Here is a 14,150-nt window from a genome sequence, read left to right on the forward strand (position 1 = left end):
CCAATCACGCGGTCCCGCTTTGGCGGGATTTTCGCTTTTATTTGAGCGGATACCGCCTTATCCCGGTATAGAACTTGCCGAAATTGATGTATTTGTCCTTTATCCGATGCAACTCGTCGGCAACCATTTCCCGCACTCCCACGATAAATATTTTCTTATTTTTAATTTTCAACCGCTCCAGTATGACCGATAAATCGCAATCGCCTGAAAATAACATTGCCGCGGTATTTTTTTCGGCGTCATCCATCATATCCATCGCTATTTCCACGTCAAAATTGCATTTCGGTTCTTCTATCGTCTCCATTCCGCATTCCTTGATTTGATCAATCAATTCTTTTATTTTGCCGTTCACCGCCGCGTTAAACAAATTTCTTGTCGCTCTTTTAAAAAGCAACGCTTCGCCGGGAGTTTTTTTGATAAATTTCACCGGTTTGTCGCGCAAAATCGCGCCAGTCGCCAAAATCCGCTTCTTTAAAATATCCGATTTCAGCTTCGCGTCTTTGTCGTACTCGTTTTTACCGTAGTAAATTTTCACTTCTTTGATGTTGGAGAATGAAAGTAATTGGGAAACAATATCCTTAATCCTGAATTTCCATCCCAAAACATCCTGCCAATGAAACATATTGGTTAAATCCAAATAAGCCGTAATCGCAGTTTCGTTCTTGATTCATTCCAAATAATCTTTCCTGACTATAAATTTGTTTAAAATATTTTGAGGAATTTCCATAATTTTATTCATAACGCGATCACTCCTTCCAATCGGTTATCACAATGCTTCGGCCTTGTTTTTTGACCACCACTTTTTGTTTCTCGCGCCAGCCCAGCTCAACGATGAAGTCGCGCGGGATGGTTATGGCCAGCGAGGTTTTGCCGCTTTTGGCGAGTTTTCTGATATTTTTATCCTCAATTTTTCGGTTCATATTGAAGTCCTTATTTAAATACTGATTTAAATACTTATTTAAATCAGTACCTTTAATTCATTGAATTCAATTTAGCTCTTTTGGAGATTTTTTCAATAAAAAAAGGCCATTCGGCCTTTTTTGGGTTGTGGTGCGCCCGACAGGAATCGAACCTGTAGTCTTCAGCTTCGGAGGCCAATATTTTATCCATTAAACTACGGGCGCGCGTTTAACTCTTTAATTTATCACGAGCTTAATTCTGCAACTTTTTGGCCACAATGTAAAGATTGGCCTCTCTTGAACCTGAATTTGAAACGCCGTTTCTTTCGATTTTAAAGTCCGCGGCAATTGCCGTTTTTTTTAATTCTTTCAAAGAAAACGCGTGGTGATACCGTTGATATCGATTTTGCCACGCAATGAAAAAATCGCCAAAATCAAGCGGTTCCCGCCCCAGCGCGATGTTAATTTGGGTTTTGGCGAAATTTTGAAACCTCTTCCATCGCCTCGCCTTTATCATTGAAAACGGCCGCAAATCCCAGACCGTAACGATAAAAATACCGCCGGGTTTCAAAACCCGCGAAACTTCTTTGAAAAACAATTCTCGATTTTTCTCCGAAGGAATATGGTGCAAGACCGCGATCGATACCGCCAAATCAAATTCATTCTCCTTGAACGGCAACTTGAGCGCGTCGGCAACCGCGAAATTGGCTTCGGGAAAATTTTTTTTGGCGATCGCAATCAATTTTCGCGAACTGTCGATGCCGGCATATTCCGCTTCCTTTTCCTTAAAAATCGGATAGTAACGGCCGTTGCCGCAACCAATATCCAAAACCCGGCCTCCCCGCTTGAAGAAATCGTCCGCCAGGAATTTCATTTCCGGCCAAACATAATTGCGCGTTTGGGAAAATGATTCCGCGAACGAATCATAATTTTCCCGCGTTTGCGCCAATAACTTGTCGGCGGCAGTTTTATCCATAAGTTGCCAATTTTTTGATTTCGTATTTTTCCAACCGCGCCACCGGAATCTGGTCAACCTGATTGTCGCCTTGGCTGACGATCAGCCGAAACCATGGCGTGAATGCTTCGGGATCCGCCTTCATATCGCGCCGGAGATCGTCAAACGCGATCCATTTCCATCCATCGGCTTCTTCCGGGTTTATCCGCGGATCGCCGTCGAAAATTCCATAAAGCAGATGATCGTATTCGTGTTCAATCAGATCACCGACCTTAACTTTATAAATAAATTCCACCCCCGCCTCTTTCAACGGCGTTAAAATCCCCATTTCTTCCTTTAAACGCCTCTTGGCCGCCATTATCAAATGCTCGCCCGGCCGCGGATGCGAACAACAAGCATTACTCCATAATCCCGGACAATGGTATTTTACCGCGGCGCGGCGCTGCAGAAGAATATCTCGGCGGGAATTGTAAATCATTATCGAAAAACAGCGGTGCAAAATCCCGCGCCGATGGACATCCATTTTTTCTCCGGCGCCTATCGGATTATTGTCTTCGTCAACCAATAAAATATCATCTTTGTCTTCCATAAGAATTTCCAATTATCAATTTTCAATTTACATTAAATTTTCAATGCTTGGATGGCCAAGTAAATACATCTCTTTCGTTTGATCATTGATAATCAAACCATTCATTGAAAATTGGAAATTGAAAACTGAAAATTATTCGATGATCTCAAATATCTTATGCGATTCGTGCGCGCCCTTGATTAAATGCACTTTGCCCGCGGGAACCGCAAAATATAGCGCCAACAAAACGATGGCCCGGGCGTTGGCCGCGCCGTTTTCCGGCTTTTCGCGCACGCTGACGCTAAAAGCATCCTGGCCGGTTTGCTTTACGCTTTCTTCTTTTGAACACGGATAAACATGGGCTTTGATCAACATGGTTATGGTATTTTGCCGTCGAGTCCGGAATTATGAATTCATCCCCTATTCTTCCGTAGCCAGCTGGCCGCACGCCGCTTTTATTCCCCGGCCAAAACGGTAGCGTTCGGTAGTTTCCAGATTCTCCCGCATCAAAATTGTCTTAAAAGCTTTTACCCTTTCCGGCGACGATGCCCCGTATTTTCCGGTCGAGTTATACCGAATCAGATTCACGAATGCCAGCTTGAGCGACAAACGCGATTTTATGAGTCGCGCAAGTTCCCGAGCGCATTCGTCGGAATCATTGACGCCATTGATCATTATATATTCAAACATCACCCGCCGCTTCGTATTTTGGACATAACGCAAAACCGATTTCATTATAACATCAATCGGATACTTGGCGTTCACCGGCATAATTTTGGAACGAAGCGCGTCGTTGGGCGCGTGCAAAGAAATCGCCAAATTCACTTGCAAGGGTTCGTCTATTATTTTCTCTATCCCTTCGGCGATCCCGCATGTCGATATGGAAATATGCCGGCCGCCGATATCAAGCCCCCGCCGGTCATTCATTATTTTCACCGCGGCCATCACATTATCATAATTCATAAACGGCTCCCCCATTCCCATGAAAACAACGCCGGCAACCCGTTGGTTTTCTTTTTTCAACAATCGCGCGAACAATAAAACTTGTTCAATTATTTCCATCGCGGTCAAATTCCGCTTGAATCCCATTTTGCCGGTGGCGCAAAAAGCGCACCCCATCGGACAGCCAACCTGCGACGACACGCAAACCGTATTGCGGCCCGCCCCGGCCTCTTGGCAACCGCTATGGCGCATCAAAACCGTTTCGATCTTCAATCCGTCGGCCAAAGTTATCAACGCCTTGGCCGAATCGCCGTCCCGAGAAGCAAAAATTTCCGCGCTAATATCCAATGGGCAACCGGCGACCAATTCCTGCCGCAATTCTTTGGGCAATCCGCGGGCTTGCTCCCAATCTTCGATCAGCGACCCGAAAACCGCTTCTCCGGCTTGTTCGGCGCGATAAGCTGGTCGGTCGGCCAGAATTTCGTTTAATTTTTCCAAGTTCATCGAATTGCCGCTTATGAGACTTTCACAAATAATCCAGCCACGCCAATGCCATCCCTTTTCGATATGTAAAAATACCGCCGTGGCCCGCATAAACCGCGGTCCCTTCCGGGATAAGATTGTCCAGTTTTTTAAGCGACGCGGCCATATCGCGGCTTGATCCGCCGGCCAAATCCGTTCTCCCGAATCCGTCTTCAAAAAGCGTATCCCCCATTATCGCAAATCCGTCGCCGAACAAACAAATCCCTTCCGGCGCGTGACCCGGAGTTTTTACAACCCGAATTCGCGATTCCCCCACATCCAGAATATCGCCTTCTTTCAAATTCGCCTTGGCTTTGACGCCGAATCTGTTTTCCAATTCGGCGTTCGCGCCGATATGATCAAAGTGGTTGTGGGTGTTGACGATGGATTTCACCGCCGCGCCGGTTTTGGCGATTTCGCCGATTATCTTCTCCGCCTCATCCCCCGGATCAACAACCATCGCCTCCCCGCTATCAATCAAAAGATAACAGTTTGTCTGCAACGCCCCGACCACAATCCGCTTAATTTCCATGAAATCAAGCAATTTTCAATTATCAATTTACAATTTCCAATGAATCTTCAATGTTTCAATGGTCAAAATAAAAATTCGGCATTCGTTTGAAAATTGTTTAATTGATAATTCAATGTCCGCCGGAGGCGGATCCGTCCTTTGGCGGGAAAATTGAAAATTAGAAATTGAAAATTGAATTTACATTCCAAACCCTCCCATCGACTGCATCTTTTTCGCCACCACCATCTGCACTTTTTTCATTGTATCGTTGAAGCAATCCTTAACCGCTTTTTCCTGGTCGGGAATGGAAAGCGAATCGTTCAAAACCACATCTTCAACCTCCAATTTGCCGTTCATAAAAATCTTAACCCCGTTTTTCTCCCCCTCGATCTTCTCGTTTTTCAGCGCGCTTTGTATCTCCTGCAGCTTCTTGATTTGCTGTAATTTTTCAAACATAATTTTTTATTAGTTATTATTATTTTATATTGCCATTATAAACAACATTATTATAAATACAAATTCATTACAACAATATCCAACAATTCGCCTCTATGCCGAAAATATTTTGGCAGAACCGCAACCTTTTTAAAACCCATTTTTCGATACAGACGAATAGCCGGCTCATTTTTGGCGATCACATCGAGAGTTATCATTTTAATACTCGGGTCAAGGCCGTTTTTTGCCATCTCAAAAATTTCGGCAATCAAAAAAGTTCCCAGCCCGATTCCCCGCCACTCTCGGGCGATCGATATGCCAAACAAACCGATATGCCCTTGCTTGCCGTTCATCCGATCGATACTCGAAACGCCGATAATTTTCTTTTCCGTTTCAGCCACCAAAAAAACATTATTTTTCTTTTTTATTTTTTCGATCTGGCTTTTAAGAAATACCGTTTCATCCCTTAGGCTGTATTTTTTGTTCACGCTCAAATAAACATCTTCTTCGATAAGATCGTTTATGTAATCGGCAAATTTTTTGGCGTCTTTCAAATCCTTCGGCGCCAATCTCCTGATTGTGATTTCTTTCCCGTCCAAAATTATCTTTTCCATGATTATCCGTTTTAACACGCGATATTTTGACTTTATCGCAAAATCATATAATTTCAAGGTATGGAAAACTCAATGGCAAAAATCATCGCCGAAAAGCTTGTCGAAGCCGATCCGCAAACCAAAACGCAACTGGAAGCGTTAAAGCGCGAGATTGCCAAGGAATTAAAAATTCCCTGCCCAAACAACATTTGGCTCCTATCCGCGCTTTCAGAGGGTCTAACCCTCTGTATCAGAGGGTTAGACCATCTGAAAATCAACCGCTTGAGAAATTTGTTGCGGGTGAGGCCGGTGCGATCGCTTTCGGGGATTGTTAATGTTTCGGTTTTGACAAAACCCTATCCTTGCCCGGGCAGCTGCCTTTACTGCCCCAACGAGCCGGGTTTTCCCAAAAGCTATCTTTCCGGAGAGCCGGCGGCCGAGCGCGCCAAACTTTTAAAGTTCAATCCCCATACCCAAGTGAAAAAACGGCTGGAAAATCTGGCGGCCGAAGGACACAGCATAGATAAAATCGAATTGCGGGTCATTGGCGGCACCTGGAGCTTTTATCCCAAAAACTATCAAGATAAATTCGTCGCCTCTTGTTTTGCCGCCTGCAATGCTTTGAGCATTGCGAAAAATCCGCAATGCTCAAAGCATTGCGAAAGAACAAAATCATTGGAACGCGAGCAAAAGAAAAACGAAACCGCCAAATGCCGGATCGTGGGAATTTCGGTGGAAACCCGGCCGGATTATATCAACGAGAAAGAAATCATTCAATTAAGAAAACTGGGGGTAACGCGCGTGGAACTGGGCATCCAAAGCATCTATGACGATGTGCTGGAACTCAACAATCGCGGCCATAAAATCGACGCGGCCGTCCGGGCGACAAAATTATTAAAAAACGCCGGCTTTAAAATTTCCTACCAAATAATGCTCAATCTCTATGGCTCGTCGCCGGCGCGCGATCTGGCAATGGCAAAAGAATTATTCGCCAACCCGGATTTCTGCCCCGACCTGCTGAAAATTTATCCGTGCGCCGTCCTGCCGGAAGCGCCGCTTTATGAAATTTATCAACAAGGAAAATACCGGCCGTATTCCGACAAAAAATTGATTGATGTGGTCAAAGAAATCAAAAAGATCACGCCGCCGTGGGTGCGTATTGAACGAATCATCCGCGACATCCCCTCTCCGCGCATCACCGCCGGCGCCAAAGGCATTTCCAATCTCCGCCAGATCATCGCCGCCGATATGGAAAAAGAAAAATGGCGATGCCGGTGCATCCGGTGCCGCGAGATTAAAGGAGAATATGACCCAAAAGAAAAAATTGCATTGGTTCGGCGCGATTATCAGGCGTCAAACGGCACGGAAATTTTTTTAAGTTTTGAGAATGAATCAAAAACAAAATTATTCAGCTTGTTGCGGTTAAGAATAACCAACGATGGTTCAAATCTAATCACGGGCAACACGGGCGAAAACATGGTTTCGCCCCTACGAATCGAAAACGATACAATGCGGGCGAATAATCATTCGCCCCTACAAAATACGGTGGCAATCGTAAGGGAAATTCACACCTATGGCCTGCAAACCGCGATTGACCAAAAATCAATTTCCGCCCAACACACCGGCTTGGGGAAAAAATTGATCAAAGAGGCGGAAAAAATCGTGCGCGAAGAATCCGGCGCAAAAAAAATTGCCGCCATTTCCGGCATCGGCGCCCGCGCCTACTGGCGCAAAAACGGGTATAAATTAAAAAATACTTATATGACAAAAAAAATGCGCGAACGAATTCGCGCCTGCTAGCGGCCGCCCCCCCCGGCGACGCCGCCTTTCAATTTTATTCTCCCAATGCTTTCGCCCAAGCCTTTCACGCTTGGGCCGTATGAGCAGATCCTGCCCATACCTTCTTAAATCGCTTTTTTCTTCCGGCGACATGCCGGAAATTATTATCATCGCATCACCTGATTTAATGATGCGTATTCTTTGATTTTTGTCAAGGTTTGCGGGCGCGCCAGCGGTGTTCAAGACGGCGGGTTTGCGGTTCGTCAAAACCGAAATGATGAGCGATTTCGTGCCAGACCACAAGCCTGACCAATTCCTTGATTTCTTCCGGCGCGCGCGCTTCTTCCTCGATCAATGATTTGAAAATCGTGATCTTGTCCGGCAGGCGGATGGCATCGCTTTTCCCCCATTGATTTTCCGGAATGCCTTCGTACAGCCCAAGCAAATTGCGTTTCGCCGGCCCGTCTTCGACAACAATCGCGATATTTTCCATCGCGTCCTTGATATTATCCGGCAGGCTTTCCACCGCCCGCGCCACCAACTTTTCAAATTCATTTATATCCATTTTTTAAATTCTTAAAATCGCTCTCCAATATTTTCTTGAACTTAACAAACCTGATGCCCGCGGCCGGATGGTAGCTGATGAAAAATTCACGATCCCCGTTTTCACGCCACTTTCCCCGCCAATCGGAAAATTTATCTTTGGGGAAAAATTTTTTGAAAGCCATATCGCCCAGCAAAATTATTTTTTTGGCGCCGGCCGAATCCATCTGGCGGGTTAAATAACCGTCGCACGCGGCAATTTCATCGGGCTTGGGTTTACGGTTGATCGGCGGCGTGGGCAAACATTTTACGATCGAAGTAATAAAAGTATCGCGCTCGCGATTGATTCCGGCCAAAGACAGCAATTCGGCTAACAGTTTGCCCGCCCGGCCGATAAACGGCCGGCCGGTTTTATTTTCGTTGGCGCCGGGCCCTTGGCCAATCACAAAATAAGCCGCGCCAACCGCGCCTTCGCCGGGCACGGTTTTTTCGCGGGTTTCGGCCAAGCGGCATTTCCGGCAAACCGCTATTTCGCAACTGATTTGCTCCAATTCGTTTTCCCTTTCCGATTTTTCCCGTTCGCAAGGGATAGCTTCTGATTGTTTAGACATTTTTGATAAATAAATCTACTCGGCGTGCGATATGCCAATTTCCCTTTTTGCGCGTTGTTGGAAGAATAATTTTTCATTTGAATTGGCCGGTTGAATGAACAAGGGTTAGACCCTTGTTCATTTTTTTAACAATTTGGAAACTTCACGCAATAAATCTTTGACTCTGTCCCTTTTTTCCCAAGTAAATTCCGGCTCTTCGCGGCCGAAATGGCCGTAATTGGAAGTTTTGCGATAGATCGGCCGCAATAATTTCAACTGGCGGATTATCCCACCGGGCGAAAGATCGAAAATTTTATTCACCGCTTTTTCGATTGATTCTTCATTAACCGTTGCCGTGCCGAAAGTTTCAACGCTGGCTTCGATCGGTTTGGTATCGCCGATGATATACGCCAAGCGCACAAAACATTCGCCCGCCAGCCCGGCCGCCACAATATTCTTGGCGATATAACGCGCCATATACGCGCCGGACCGATCGATTTTGGTGGGATCTTTGCCGGAGAAACTGCTGCCTCCCGACGGCACGGTGTTGCCATAAGTATCGATTATTATCTTGCGACCCGTCGCCCCGGTATCCGCAGACGGCCCGCCAATGACAAAACTGCCGGTATGATTAACGAATATTTTTGTATTTTCATCAATAAATTTACCGCAAACCGGTTTTATCGCTTTTTCAATAATATCGCGCTTAAGACGCGCCAAAGAAATTTTTGGATCATGCTGGCAGGAAACCACCACATTCTCGAGACGGCAAGCGGCATTATTTTTATACTCAAGCGTTAACTGGCATTTGGCATCGGGCCGCAAATGGAGAACTATCTTTTTCTTGCGAACCTCGGCCAAGCGCATGGCCATTTTTTGCGCCAGCGTCTGGCCCAAAGGCATCAATTCCAAAGTTTCCCCGGTGGCATAACCGGTGGAAATTCCCTGGTCACCGGCACCCTGCTTTTTGCTGCCGGCACGACGCACCAAACTGGAAACTTCGGCCGACTGGCGGTTGACGGTGTTAAAAATCGCCGCGGATTTGCAATAGAAACCGTATTCCTCTTTATCGTAGCCGATCTCGCGGATAATCTTGCGCACGAAATTATTGTAATCAACCCAAGCGAAGCTATTGATCTCGCCGCCGATAACCGCGTAATTATTGCCCACCATCACTTCACAGGAACAGCGGCCGTATTTGTCCTGGCGGATCACTTCGTCCAAAACCGCGTCGGCGATCTGGTCGGCGATTTTGTCGGGATGCCCTTCGGTTACGGCCTCGGAAGTGATAAAAAAACGGCGCATCTTTTTAATTCAAAGTGTAAAAATCAAAATAAAAAATGACAATGAAAAAATTATAAAATTATTTTGAATTACGAAATAGCGAATTTTGAAATCAATTTTTTTGCGTAATCGCGGAAATTTGATTTCAAAATTCGCGCGGTTACTGCCGCGTTTGGGGAAATTTGACTTCAGCTTTTGGGAAGTCAATTTTCACCAAACGCTAGTTTCGCAATTCAAAGAAATTATGCAATCGTAAAATTTTGACATTTTGCACTGTCATTTTTCATCGGGTAAGTAATTGTCTCCAGCCTCTCCTTAGCCTTGTCAATCTCTCCTTGGTTCATTTTACTCTGTTTAATGCCTTTTTCAATCGCGGACAAAGTGCGGTCATAGGTCGCGCGGTCAACCGGAAACGGCGTGCCATCCTTGCCGCCCACGGCAAATGTATATCTGGCCGGGTCTTCATAGGACGGCTTGGCGCCGTAAACAATTTCGGCCACCAGCGACAGCGCCCGGATGGTTTTCGGACCGATACCTTCGCCGGACAGCAAAGCGGCAAAGTTATCCGGCGCGGAAAAATGCGCTTTTTCGATTGTCTTTTTCAACCGTTTTATATCAAACTTTTCCGCGACGACCGGATGCCAGTGGAACTCCACATCATTCAGCTCCATATCGGTAAATCCGGGCAACCGGCCTTGGCTTCCCAAACTTTTACCGACGGGACTGGAAACCGCCGGCATATTTTTTGAAACTTTTCGCGCCGCGCTTTGAAAGTTTTTCAAAAACGCCGCCGGTTCAAGTTTCACCATATCCGAAGAAATTTCTTTGTTTTGTTTGCTCTCTTTTGCCGTTAAATTCAAGGGAGCCAACCGCGCGTCGCTGGCGATTCCCGAATGCGGCTCCTCGGTAAAGTCATCAACGCCATCGGACAGCCAGTGATACCGCCGCGCTTTCTGAACATCCGCATTCATCCCCTGCTGGATCACGGCCCACTTGCCGGAATTCGTGAACAGCAAATTGTGCGCGTAAATTGAAAATCCGTCTTGAATCAAACTTGAATCAACTTTGGCCGCCATTTTGCTGGCATTCACCAGCCCGTTGGTTTTGCTTTCTTCCCAACCAAGGTATTGCCCCCATTTTTGAGTTTCTTCGGGAGTTTTGCGCGACACGCGCTTGCCGCCGCAAATGTAAAATCCCAGATCGGTTTCAATGCCCCGCACCGCCTCTTTTAGCGCGCCCATCGTGGTTACGGTCAACCCCGAAGAATTCCAATCAAACCCCATCACGCACCCCAGCGACTGAAACCACACCGGATCCGACAGCCGCTTTAATAATTCCTCGGGCCCGAATTCTTCCACGATGGCAATCGAAATACCCCGCCCGAGGCGGGTCATTCGCTCAAACAGCCAGCGCGGGCATCGCCCCCAATCCAACGGCACTGTAGCTACTCCGGTGCGCATGAATCCACTTTAACCAAAAACCGGCGATTACGCCAGTTTTTTGTTAAAGCAATTTTCATTTTTCAAAATAAATGTCAAAACAAAAACGCAATTATTTTATGAATACCATACTATACATAAATTTTATCGCTAACAAAGCAAAAGAAAAACACTCAAAGGTATGTTTAAAATATTTTCGCCCGAATCAGCATCTCCGTTGCAAACCATTATCCCGAAACTTTTATCAGAACCGTATTCTTCCAAAAAATAGCTTATATGACTGTTGTCTTTTCCAAATGCCGCGCCGCTTTTTATTTCCACGGGAATCAATGTCTTGCCGATTCTTAAAATAAAATCAACTTCCCGCTTGCCGTCGGGAGTTCTGAAATAGCAAATATCGGCAATGCCGGCAAACCTTCGCAGAACATTGAACGCCAGCGTCTCGGCCAAACGGCCCTTATTTTCGCCTTTTAAATCCGCCGGCATTTTCGTGATCGCCTCGTATAAAACCGTATCCGCGGCATACAGCTTGGCGTGGGTGCTCCGCAAGCGCACCGGCTTGTTGGCAAATCGCTCCACTTTTCTGATCAATTCCGTCTGCAGAAGCAACGGCAAGGCTTCGGAAAGCGTGGTGCGCGTGGTTTTAATTTTTCCGGCAAGCTCTTCCAGATTGTATTCTTCCCCGGTACGGGCAAACACATAGCGCAAAAATTGATGAAAAATTTCCGGCCGCCGGATTTCCCGGACAAGCCTCAAATCTTCAAGCGTCACTCTTTGCACAAACTGAAGATCGATAAATTGCACTCTTTCGACGAAATCGCTCATCCCCCACAGTTGCGGAAAACCGCCATCCTTGGCATAATCGCCAACCAATTCATTCAGCCTTGCCGTTTTCTTCTCGCCCAACCTGCCAGCGATAAATGAAACCAACCCGGCCACGCCGCCTTTATCGGAAATATCAATCTGCAAATCAATAAGTTCCCGCGCGATATCGGCATATTCTCGATGATGAAACCGCAACCATTCCCTGAATGAAAACGGCGGCAAAGAAATATCCATCAAGCGGCCCAATAAGCTTTCAAGCGATTTGCGAAAAATCGTATGCGATGCCGAACCGGAAATAATAAAGCGTATTTGGTACTTTAAATCCACATAACGCTTGATATATAATTCCCAATGCGGCAATCTTTGCACTTCATCCAAAAAACAATATACGGGTTCTTTGATTTCAGATAATTTTTTTCCAAGCTTGATTTCCCAAAATTGCATTATCTGCTCGAAAGCTTCTCCCTGATTTTCCTGCGGCAATTGCTGAATAAAAGGATCGTCAAGAGAAAAGAAAAATATTTTTTCGGGAGATTCTCTTTTTTTGCGAAGCAGATATTCCACAAGCTGGCGCATAATCGTGGTCTTGCCGACGCGCCGCGGTCCGTTTATAAGCAACGCAAGCCCGTGTTTTGCTTCAATATGGTTGACCGCCGAAGAAAATACATCCCGCTTGAATTCGGGATTTTTCAATGCAAAACCCAAGCCGTTCCACCAAGGGTTATAAACGGCGATAGTTCTTTCCGATATGGTTTTATCCAATAAAACGCTATTTTTTGCCTTATTTTTGACCATATTATTTTATGTATAGTATACTATACATAAAATTTAAATACAAATCGCGCTCTATTTGTTGGCCAGGGGGAAGAAGACAAAGAAACGGGAGCCCATTCTTTCAATGCTTTCCAGCATAATGTCGCCGCCCATTTTGCGCGCCATTTCCCGCGACATCCACAAACCCAAACCGGTGCCGGGAATTCCGGAATTATCCTCGGTTTTCACGCGGTAGAACTGTTCGAACAAACGCTTCTGGCCTTCGGCGGAAATCCCGAAACCCGTGTCCTGCACCGTGACCACGCAGCGTTTCTTGGCCCGCTCGGTTTTCACGGAAACTATCACTTTGCCCGCGGGCGTGTATTTAACCGAATTTTCAACCAGATTGACAATTATCCGTTTAAAACAAACCGGATTGACATTGATCATAATCACCGGATTGGCCGGTTGGGTATCGCCCAGCATAGCAACCGGATTTTCGCTTTCAAATGTCAGCGCCAAGCCCTTATCTTCGGCTTTTTGTTTTATCCCGTCAACAATTTCCTTAACAACTTCCGCGACAACAATTTTTTCGGGCTTGAAATCGGTTCTCCCCTGCTGAAGATGCGAAACCTCGAGAATATCGGCCATCAGGTCGTTTAAATTTTTGATTGATATGGAAACGCGCTCGATATATTGTTTTTGATCGTCGGTGATTACCGCCGCCAATTCATCTTTCAATGCCTCGATATAAGCCATAATGACTGTAACCGGACTGCGAAGCTCATGGGTGGCCATACGGATAAAATTATCCTTGGCGACAATCTGTTCTTGCGACTCTTTGGCCAAAACAACATACCTAAACAACCGCGTGTGCTGAAAAACCAGAAATAAGCTGATCAAAACAATCACCGCCAGCAACAAATAGGATTGCCAGACCGCGATATTGATCGAATTATCAACGCTTTCAAACGATGTGTCGATGGAAATCAGCGCGTAAACTTCCTGCGCGTTCTCGTCAATAAAGGGCTGAATAATTCTCCAGCTCCTTTTATTGTTTTCTTTTATCCACCCGTGGATTTCGGTGCCGTTCGACCACGAATAAGCCACCAAACCTTCGCCGTTCAGCGAAATATCGGTGCTCACCACTTTTCCGACATTGCCGTTATTCTGCGCCGCGATCACTTTATAGTCTTTACCCTCGCGGATAATCACTCTTAAATTTTCGAATCCTTTGTTTTCTTCCGCGAAATTGCCAATCGTTTCCTGCAACGCCGCGACATTTTGCGCGCCTTTCGCGGGAAAATCCGGCAAAAGCAAGGAAGCGGCTCTGTCTTTTAACGCCGCCGCTTGCGTCTGGATATTGTTTTCGAGGACCGACTGAAACGATTGAATGGTAAAAAAAGTGTAGACATACAACGCGAACGGCAATAAAACGATCAAGGACAAAGAATACAAAATCGCCGGATTTTGTTTAATGAAGTAAAGCGCGTTTTTAATAAATTCTTTCAT

16 protein-coding genes and 1 tRNA gene are annotated in these 14,150 nt (G+C 45.9%); 1 reads left to right on the top strand and 16 read right to left on the bottom strand.

Annotated elements, in window-relative coordinates; genetic code table 11:
- Positions 1-37 precede the first annotated feature (37 nt).
- The 10 genes from L7H18_04910 to L7H18_04955 form a co-directional block, all read right to left on the bottom strand.
- The gene (locus L7H18_04910; protein UMX47751.1) at positions 38-622 is read right to left on the bottom strand and encodes an NYN domain-containing protein; all 585 of its coding nucleotides are present in this window, start codon (positions 620-622) and stop codon (positions 38-40) included.
- Between the two features lie 124 nt (positions 623-746).
- Positions 747-920, bottom strand: a complete 174-nt coding sequence (locus L7H18_04915; protein UMX47752.1) for a hypothetical protein — start codon at positions 918-920, stop codon at positions 747-749.
- Between the two features lie 128 nt (positions 921-1,048).
- Positions 1,049-1,124: transfer RNA gene (locus L7H18_04920), tRNA-Arg, on the bottom strand.
- 28 nt (positions 1,125-1,152) lie between these two features.
- Positions 1,153-1,875 carry a class I SAM-dependent methyltransferase gene (locus L7H18_04925; protein ID UMX47753.1) on the bottom strand — a complete coding sequence of 241 codons (723 nt, stop codon included), beginning with the start codon at positions 1,873-1,875 and terminating at the stop codon, positions 1,153-1,155.
- On the bottom strand, positions 1,868-2,443 hold the full coding sequence (idi, locus tag L7H18_04930) for an isopentenyl-diphosphate Delta-isomerase (GenBank protein ID UMX47754.1): 576 nt from the start codon (positions 2,441-2,443) through the stop codon (positions 1,868-1,870). The genes L7H18_04925 and idi overlap by 8 nt, the downstream gene beginning before the upstream one ends.
- Positions 2,444-2,575: 132 nt before the next feature.
- Entirely contained in the window at positions 2,576-2,797 is a 222-nt protein-coding gene (locus L7H18_04935) for a DUF167 family protein (GenBank protein UMX47755.1), read from the bottom strand.
- A gap of 45 nt (positions 2,798-2,842) precedes the next feature.
- Positions 2,843-3,862 carry a 23S rRNA (adenine(2503)-C(2))-methyltransferase RlmN gene (rlmN, locus tag L7H18_04940; protein UMX47756.1) on the bottom strand — a complete coding sequence of 340 codons (1,020 nt, stop codon included), beginning with the start codon at positions 3,860-3,862 and terminating at the stop codon, positions 2,843-2,845.
- 28 nt (positions 3,863-3,890) lie between these two features.
- A complete protein-coding gene (locus L7H18_04945; GenBank protein UMX47757.1) occupies positions 3,891-4,418 on the bottom strand; it encodes an MBL fold metallo-hydrolase in 528 nt (175 codons plus the stop codon).
- Positions 4,419-4,595: 177 nt separating this feature from the next.
- Positions 4,596-4,853, bottom strand: coding sequence for a YbaB/EbfC family nucleoid-associated protein (locus tag L7H18_04950; GenBank protein ID UMX47758.1), 258 nt, complete (start codon positions 4,851-4,853; stop codon positions 4,596-4,598).
- A gap of 50 nt (positions 4,854-4,903) precedes the next feature.
- A complete protein-coding gene (locus tag L7H18_04955) occupies positions 4,904-5,446 on the bottom strand; it encodes a GNAT family N-acetyltransferase (protein UMX47759.1) in 543 nt (180 codons plus the stop codon).
- A 72-nt stretch (positions 5,447-5,518) separates the two neighbouring features.
- Between L7H18_04955 and L7H18_04960 the strand changes: the two genes are divergently transcribed.
- Positions 5,519-7,225, top strand: a complete 1,707-nt coding sequence (locus tag L7H18_04960; protein UMX47760.1) for a tRNA uridine(34) 5-carboxymethylaminomethyl modification radical SAM/GNAT enzyme Elp3 — start codon at positions 5,519-5,521, stop codon at positions 7,223-7,225.
- Positions 7,226-7,415: 190 nt separating this feature from the next.
- Here L7H18_04960 and L7H18_04965 read toward each other — a convergent pair whose 3' ends face one another.
- The 6 genes from L7H18_04965 to L7H18_04990 all read right to left on the bottom strand — a co-directional run bounded on the left by L7H18_04965 (position 7,416) and on the right by L7H18_04990 (position 14,150).
- The gene (locus tag L7H18_04965) at positions 7,416-7,769 is read right to left on the bottom strand and encodes a metallopeptidase family protein (protein UMX47761.1); all 354 of its coding nucleotides are present in this window, start codon (positions 7,767-7,769) and stop codon (positions 7,416-7,418) included.
- Positions 7,756-8,358 carry a uracil-DNA glycosylase gene (locus tag L7H18_04970; GenBank protein UMX47762.1) on the bottom strand — a complete coding sequence of 201 codons (603 nt, stop codon included), beginning with the start codon at positions 8,356-8,358 and terminating at the stop codon, positions 7,756-7,758. The genes L7H18_04965 and L7H18_04970 overlap by 14 nt, the downstream gene beginning before the upstream one ends.
- A 117-nt stretch (positions 8,359-8,475) precedes the next feature.
- The gene (gene metK, locus L7H18_04975) at positions 8,476-9,642 is read right to left on the bottom strand and encodes a methionine adenosyltransferase (protein UMX47763.1); all 1,167 of its coding nucleotides are present in this window, start codon (positions 9,640-9,642) and stop codon (positions 8,476-8,478) included.
- 221 nt (positions 9,643-9,863) lie between these two features.
- A complete protein-coding gene (locus L7H18_04980; protein UMX47764.1) occupies positions 9,864-11,081 on the bottom strand; it encodes a DUF763 domain-containing protein in 1,218 nt (405 codons plus the stop codon).
- Between the two features lie 129 nt (positions 11,082-11,210).
- The gene (locus L7H18_04985) at positions 11,211-12,680 is read right to left on the bottom strand and encodes an ATP-binding protein (protein UMX47765.1); all 1,470 of its coding nucleotides are present in this window, start codon (positions 12,678-12,680) and stop codon (positions 11,211-11,213) included.
- Positions 12,681-12,731: 51 nt separating this feature from the next.
- Complete coding sequence (locus L7H18_04990; GenBank protein ID UMX47766.1) at positions 12,732-14,150, bottom strand: ATP-binding protein; 1,419 nt, start codon at positions 14,148-14,150, stop codon at positions 12,732-12,734.

Source organism: Candidatus Nealsonbacteria bacterium DGGOD1a (genome assembly GCA_022530585.1).
Taxonomy (GTDB): domain Bacteria; phylum Patescibacteriota; class Minisyncoccia; order Minisyncoccales; family UBA5738; genus UBA5738.

Excerpts from the sequence above, each read along its gene's own strand:
- L7H18_04910 (UMX47751.1), bottom strand. The coding sequence starts at position 622 with ATGTTTCATTGGCAGGATGTTTTGGGATGGAAATTCAGGATTAAGGAT.
- L7H18_04915 (UMX47752.1), bottom strand. The coding sequence starts at position 920 with ATGAACCGAAAAATTGAGGATAAAAATATCAGAAAACTCGCCAAAAGC.
- L7H18_04925 (UMX47753.1), bottom strand. The coding sequence starts at position 1,875 with ATGGATAAAACTGCCGCCGACAAGTTATTGGCGCAAACGCGGGAAAAT.
- idi (UMX47754.1), bottom strand. The coding sequence starts at position 2,443 with ATGGAAGACAAAGATGATATTTTATTGGTTGACGAAGACAATAATCCG.
- L7H18_04935 (UMX47755.1), bottom strand. The coding sequence starts at position 2,797 with ATGTTGATCAAAGCCCATGTTTATCCGTGTTCAAAAGAAGAAAGCGTA.
- L7H18_04945 (UMX47757.1), bottom strand. The coding sequence starts at position 4,418 with ATGGAAATTAAGCGGATTGTGGTCGGGGCGTTGCAGACAAACTGTTAT.
- L7H18_04950 (UMX47758.1), bottom strand. The coding sequence starts at position 4,853 with ATGTTTGAAAAATTACAGCAAATCAAGAAGCTGCAGGAGATACAAAGC.
- L7H18_04955 (UMX47759.1), bottom strand. The coding sequence starts at position 5,446 with ATGGAAAAGATAATTTTGGACGGGAAAGAAATCACAATCAGGAGATTG.
- L7H18_04960 (UMX47760.1), top strand. The coding sequence starts at position 5,519 with ATGGCAAAAATCATCGCCGAAAAGCTTGTCGAAGCCGATCCGCAAACC.
- L7H18_04965 (UMX47761.1), bottom strand. The coding sequence starts at position 7,769 with ATGGATATAAATGAATTTGAAAAGTTGGTGGCGCGGGCGGTGGAAAGC.
- L7H18_04970 (UMX47762.1), bottom strand. The coding sequence starts at position 8,358 with ATGTCTAAACAATCAGAAGCTATCCCTTGCGAACGGGAAAAATCGGAA.
- metK (UMX47763.1), bottom strand. The coding sequence starts at position 9,642 with ATGCGCCGTTTTTTTATCACTTCCGAGGCCGTAACCGAAGGGCATCCC.
- L7H18_04980 (UMX47764.1), bottom strand. The coding sequence starts at position 11,081 with ATGCGCACCGGAGTAGCTACAGTGCCGTTGGATTGGGGGCGATGCCCG.
- L7H18_04985 (UMX47765.1), bottom strand. The coding sequence starts at position 12,680 with ATGGTCAAAAATAAGGCAAAAAATAGCGTTTTATTGGATAAAACCATA.
- L7H18_04990 (UMX47766.1), bottom strand. The coding sequence starts at position 14,150 with ATGAAAGAATTTATTAAAAACGCGCTTTACTTCATTAAACAAAATCCG.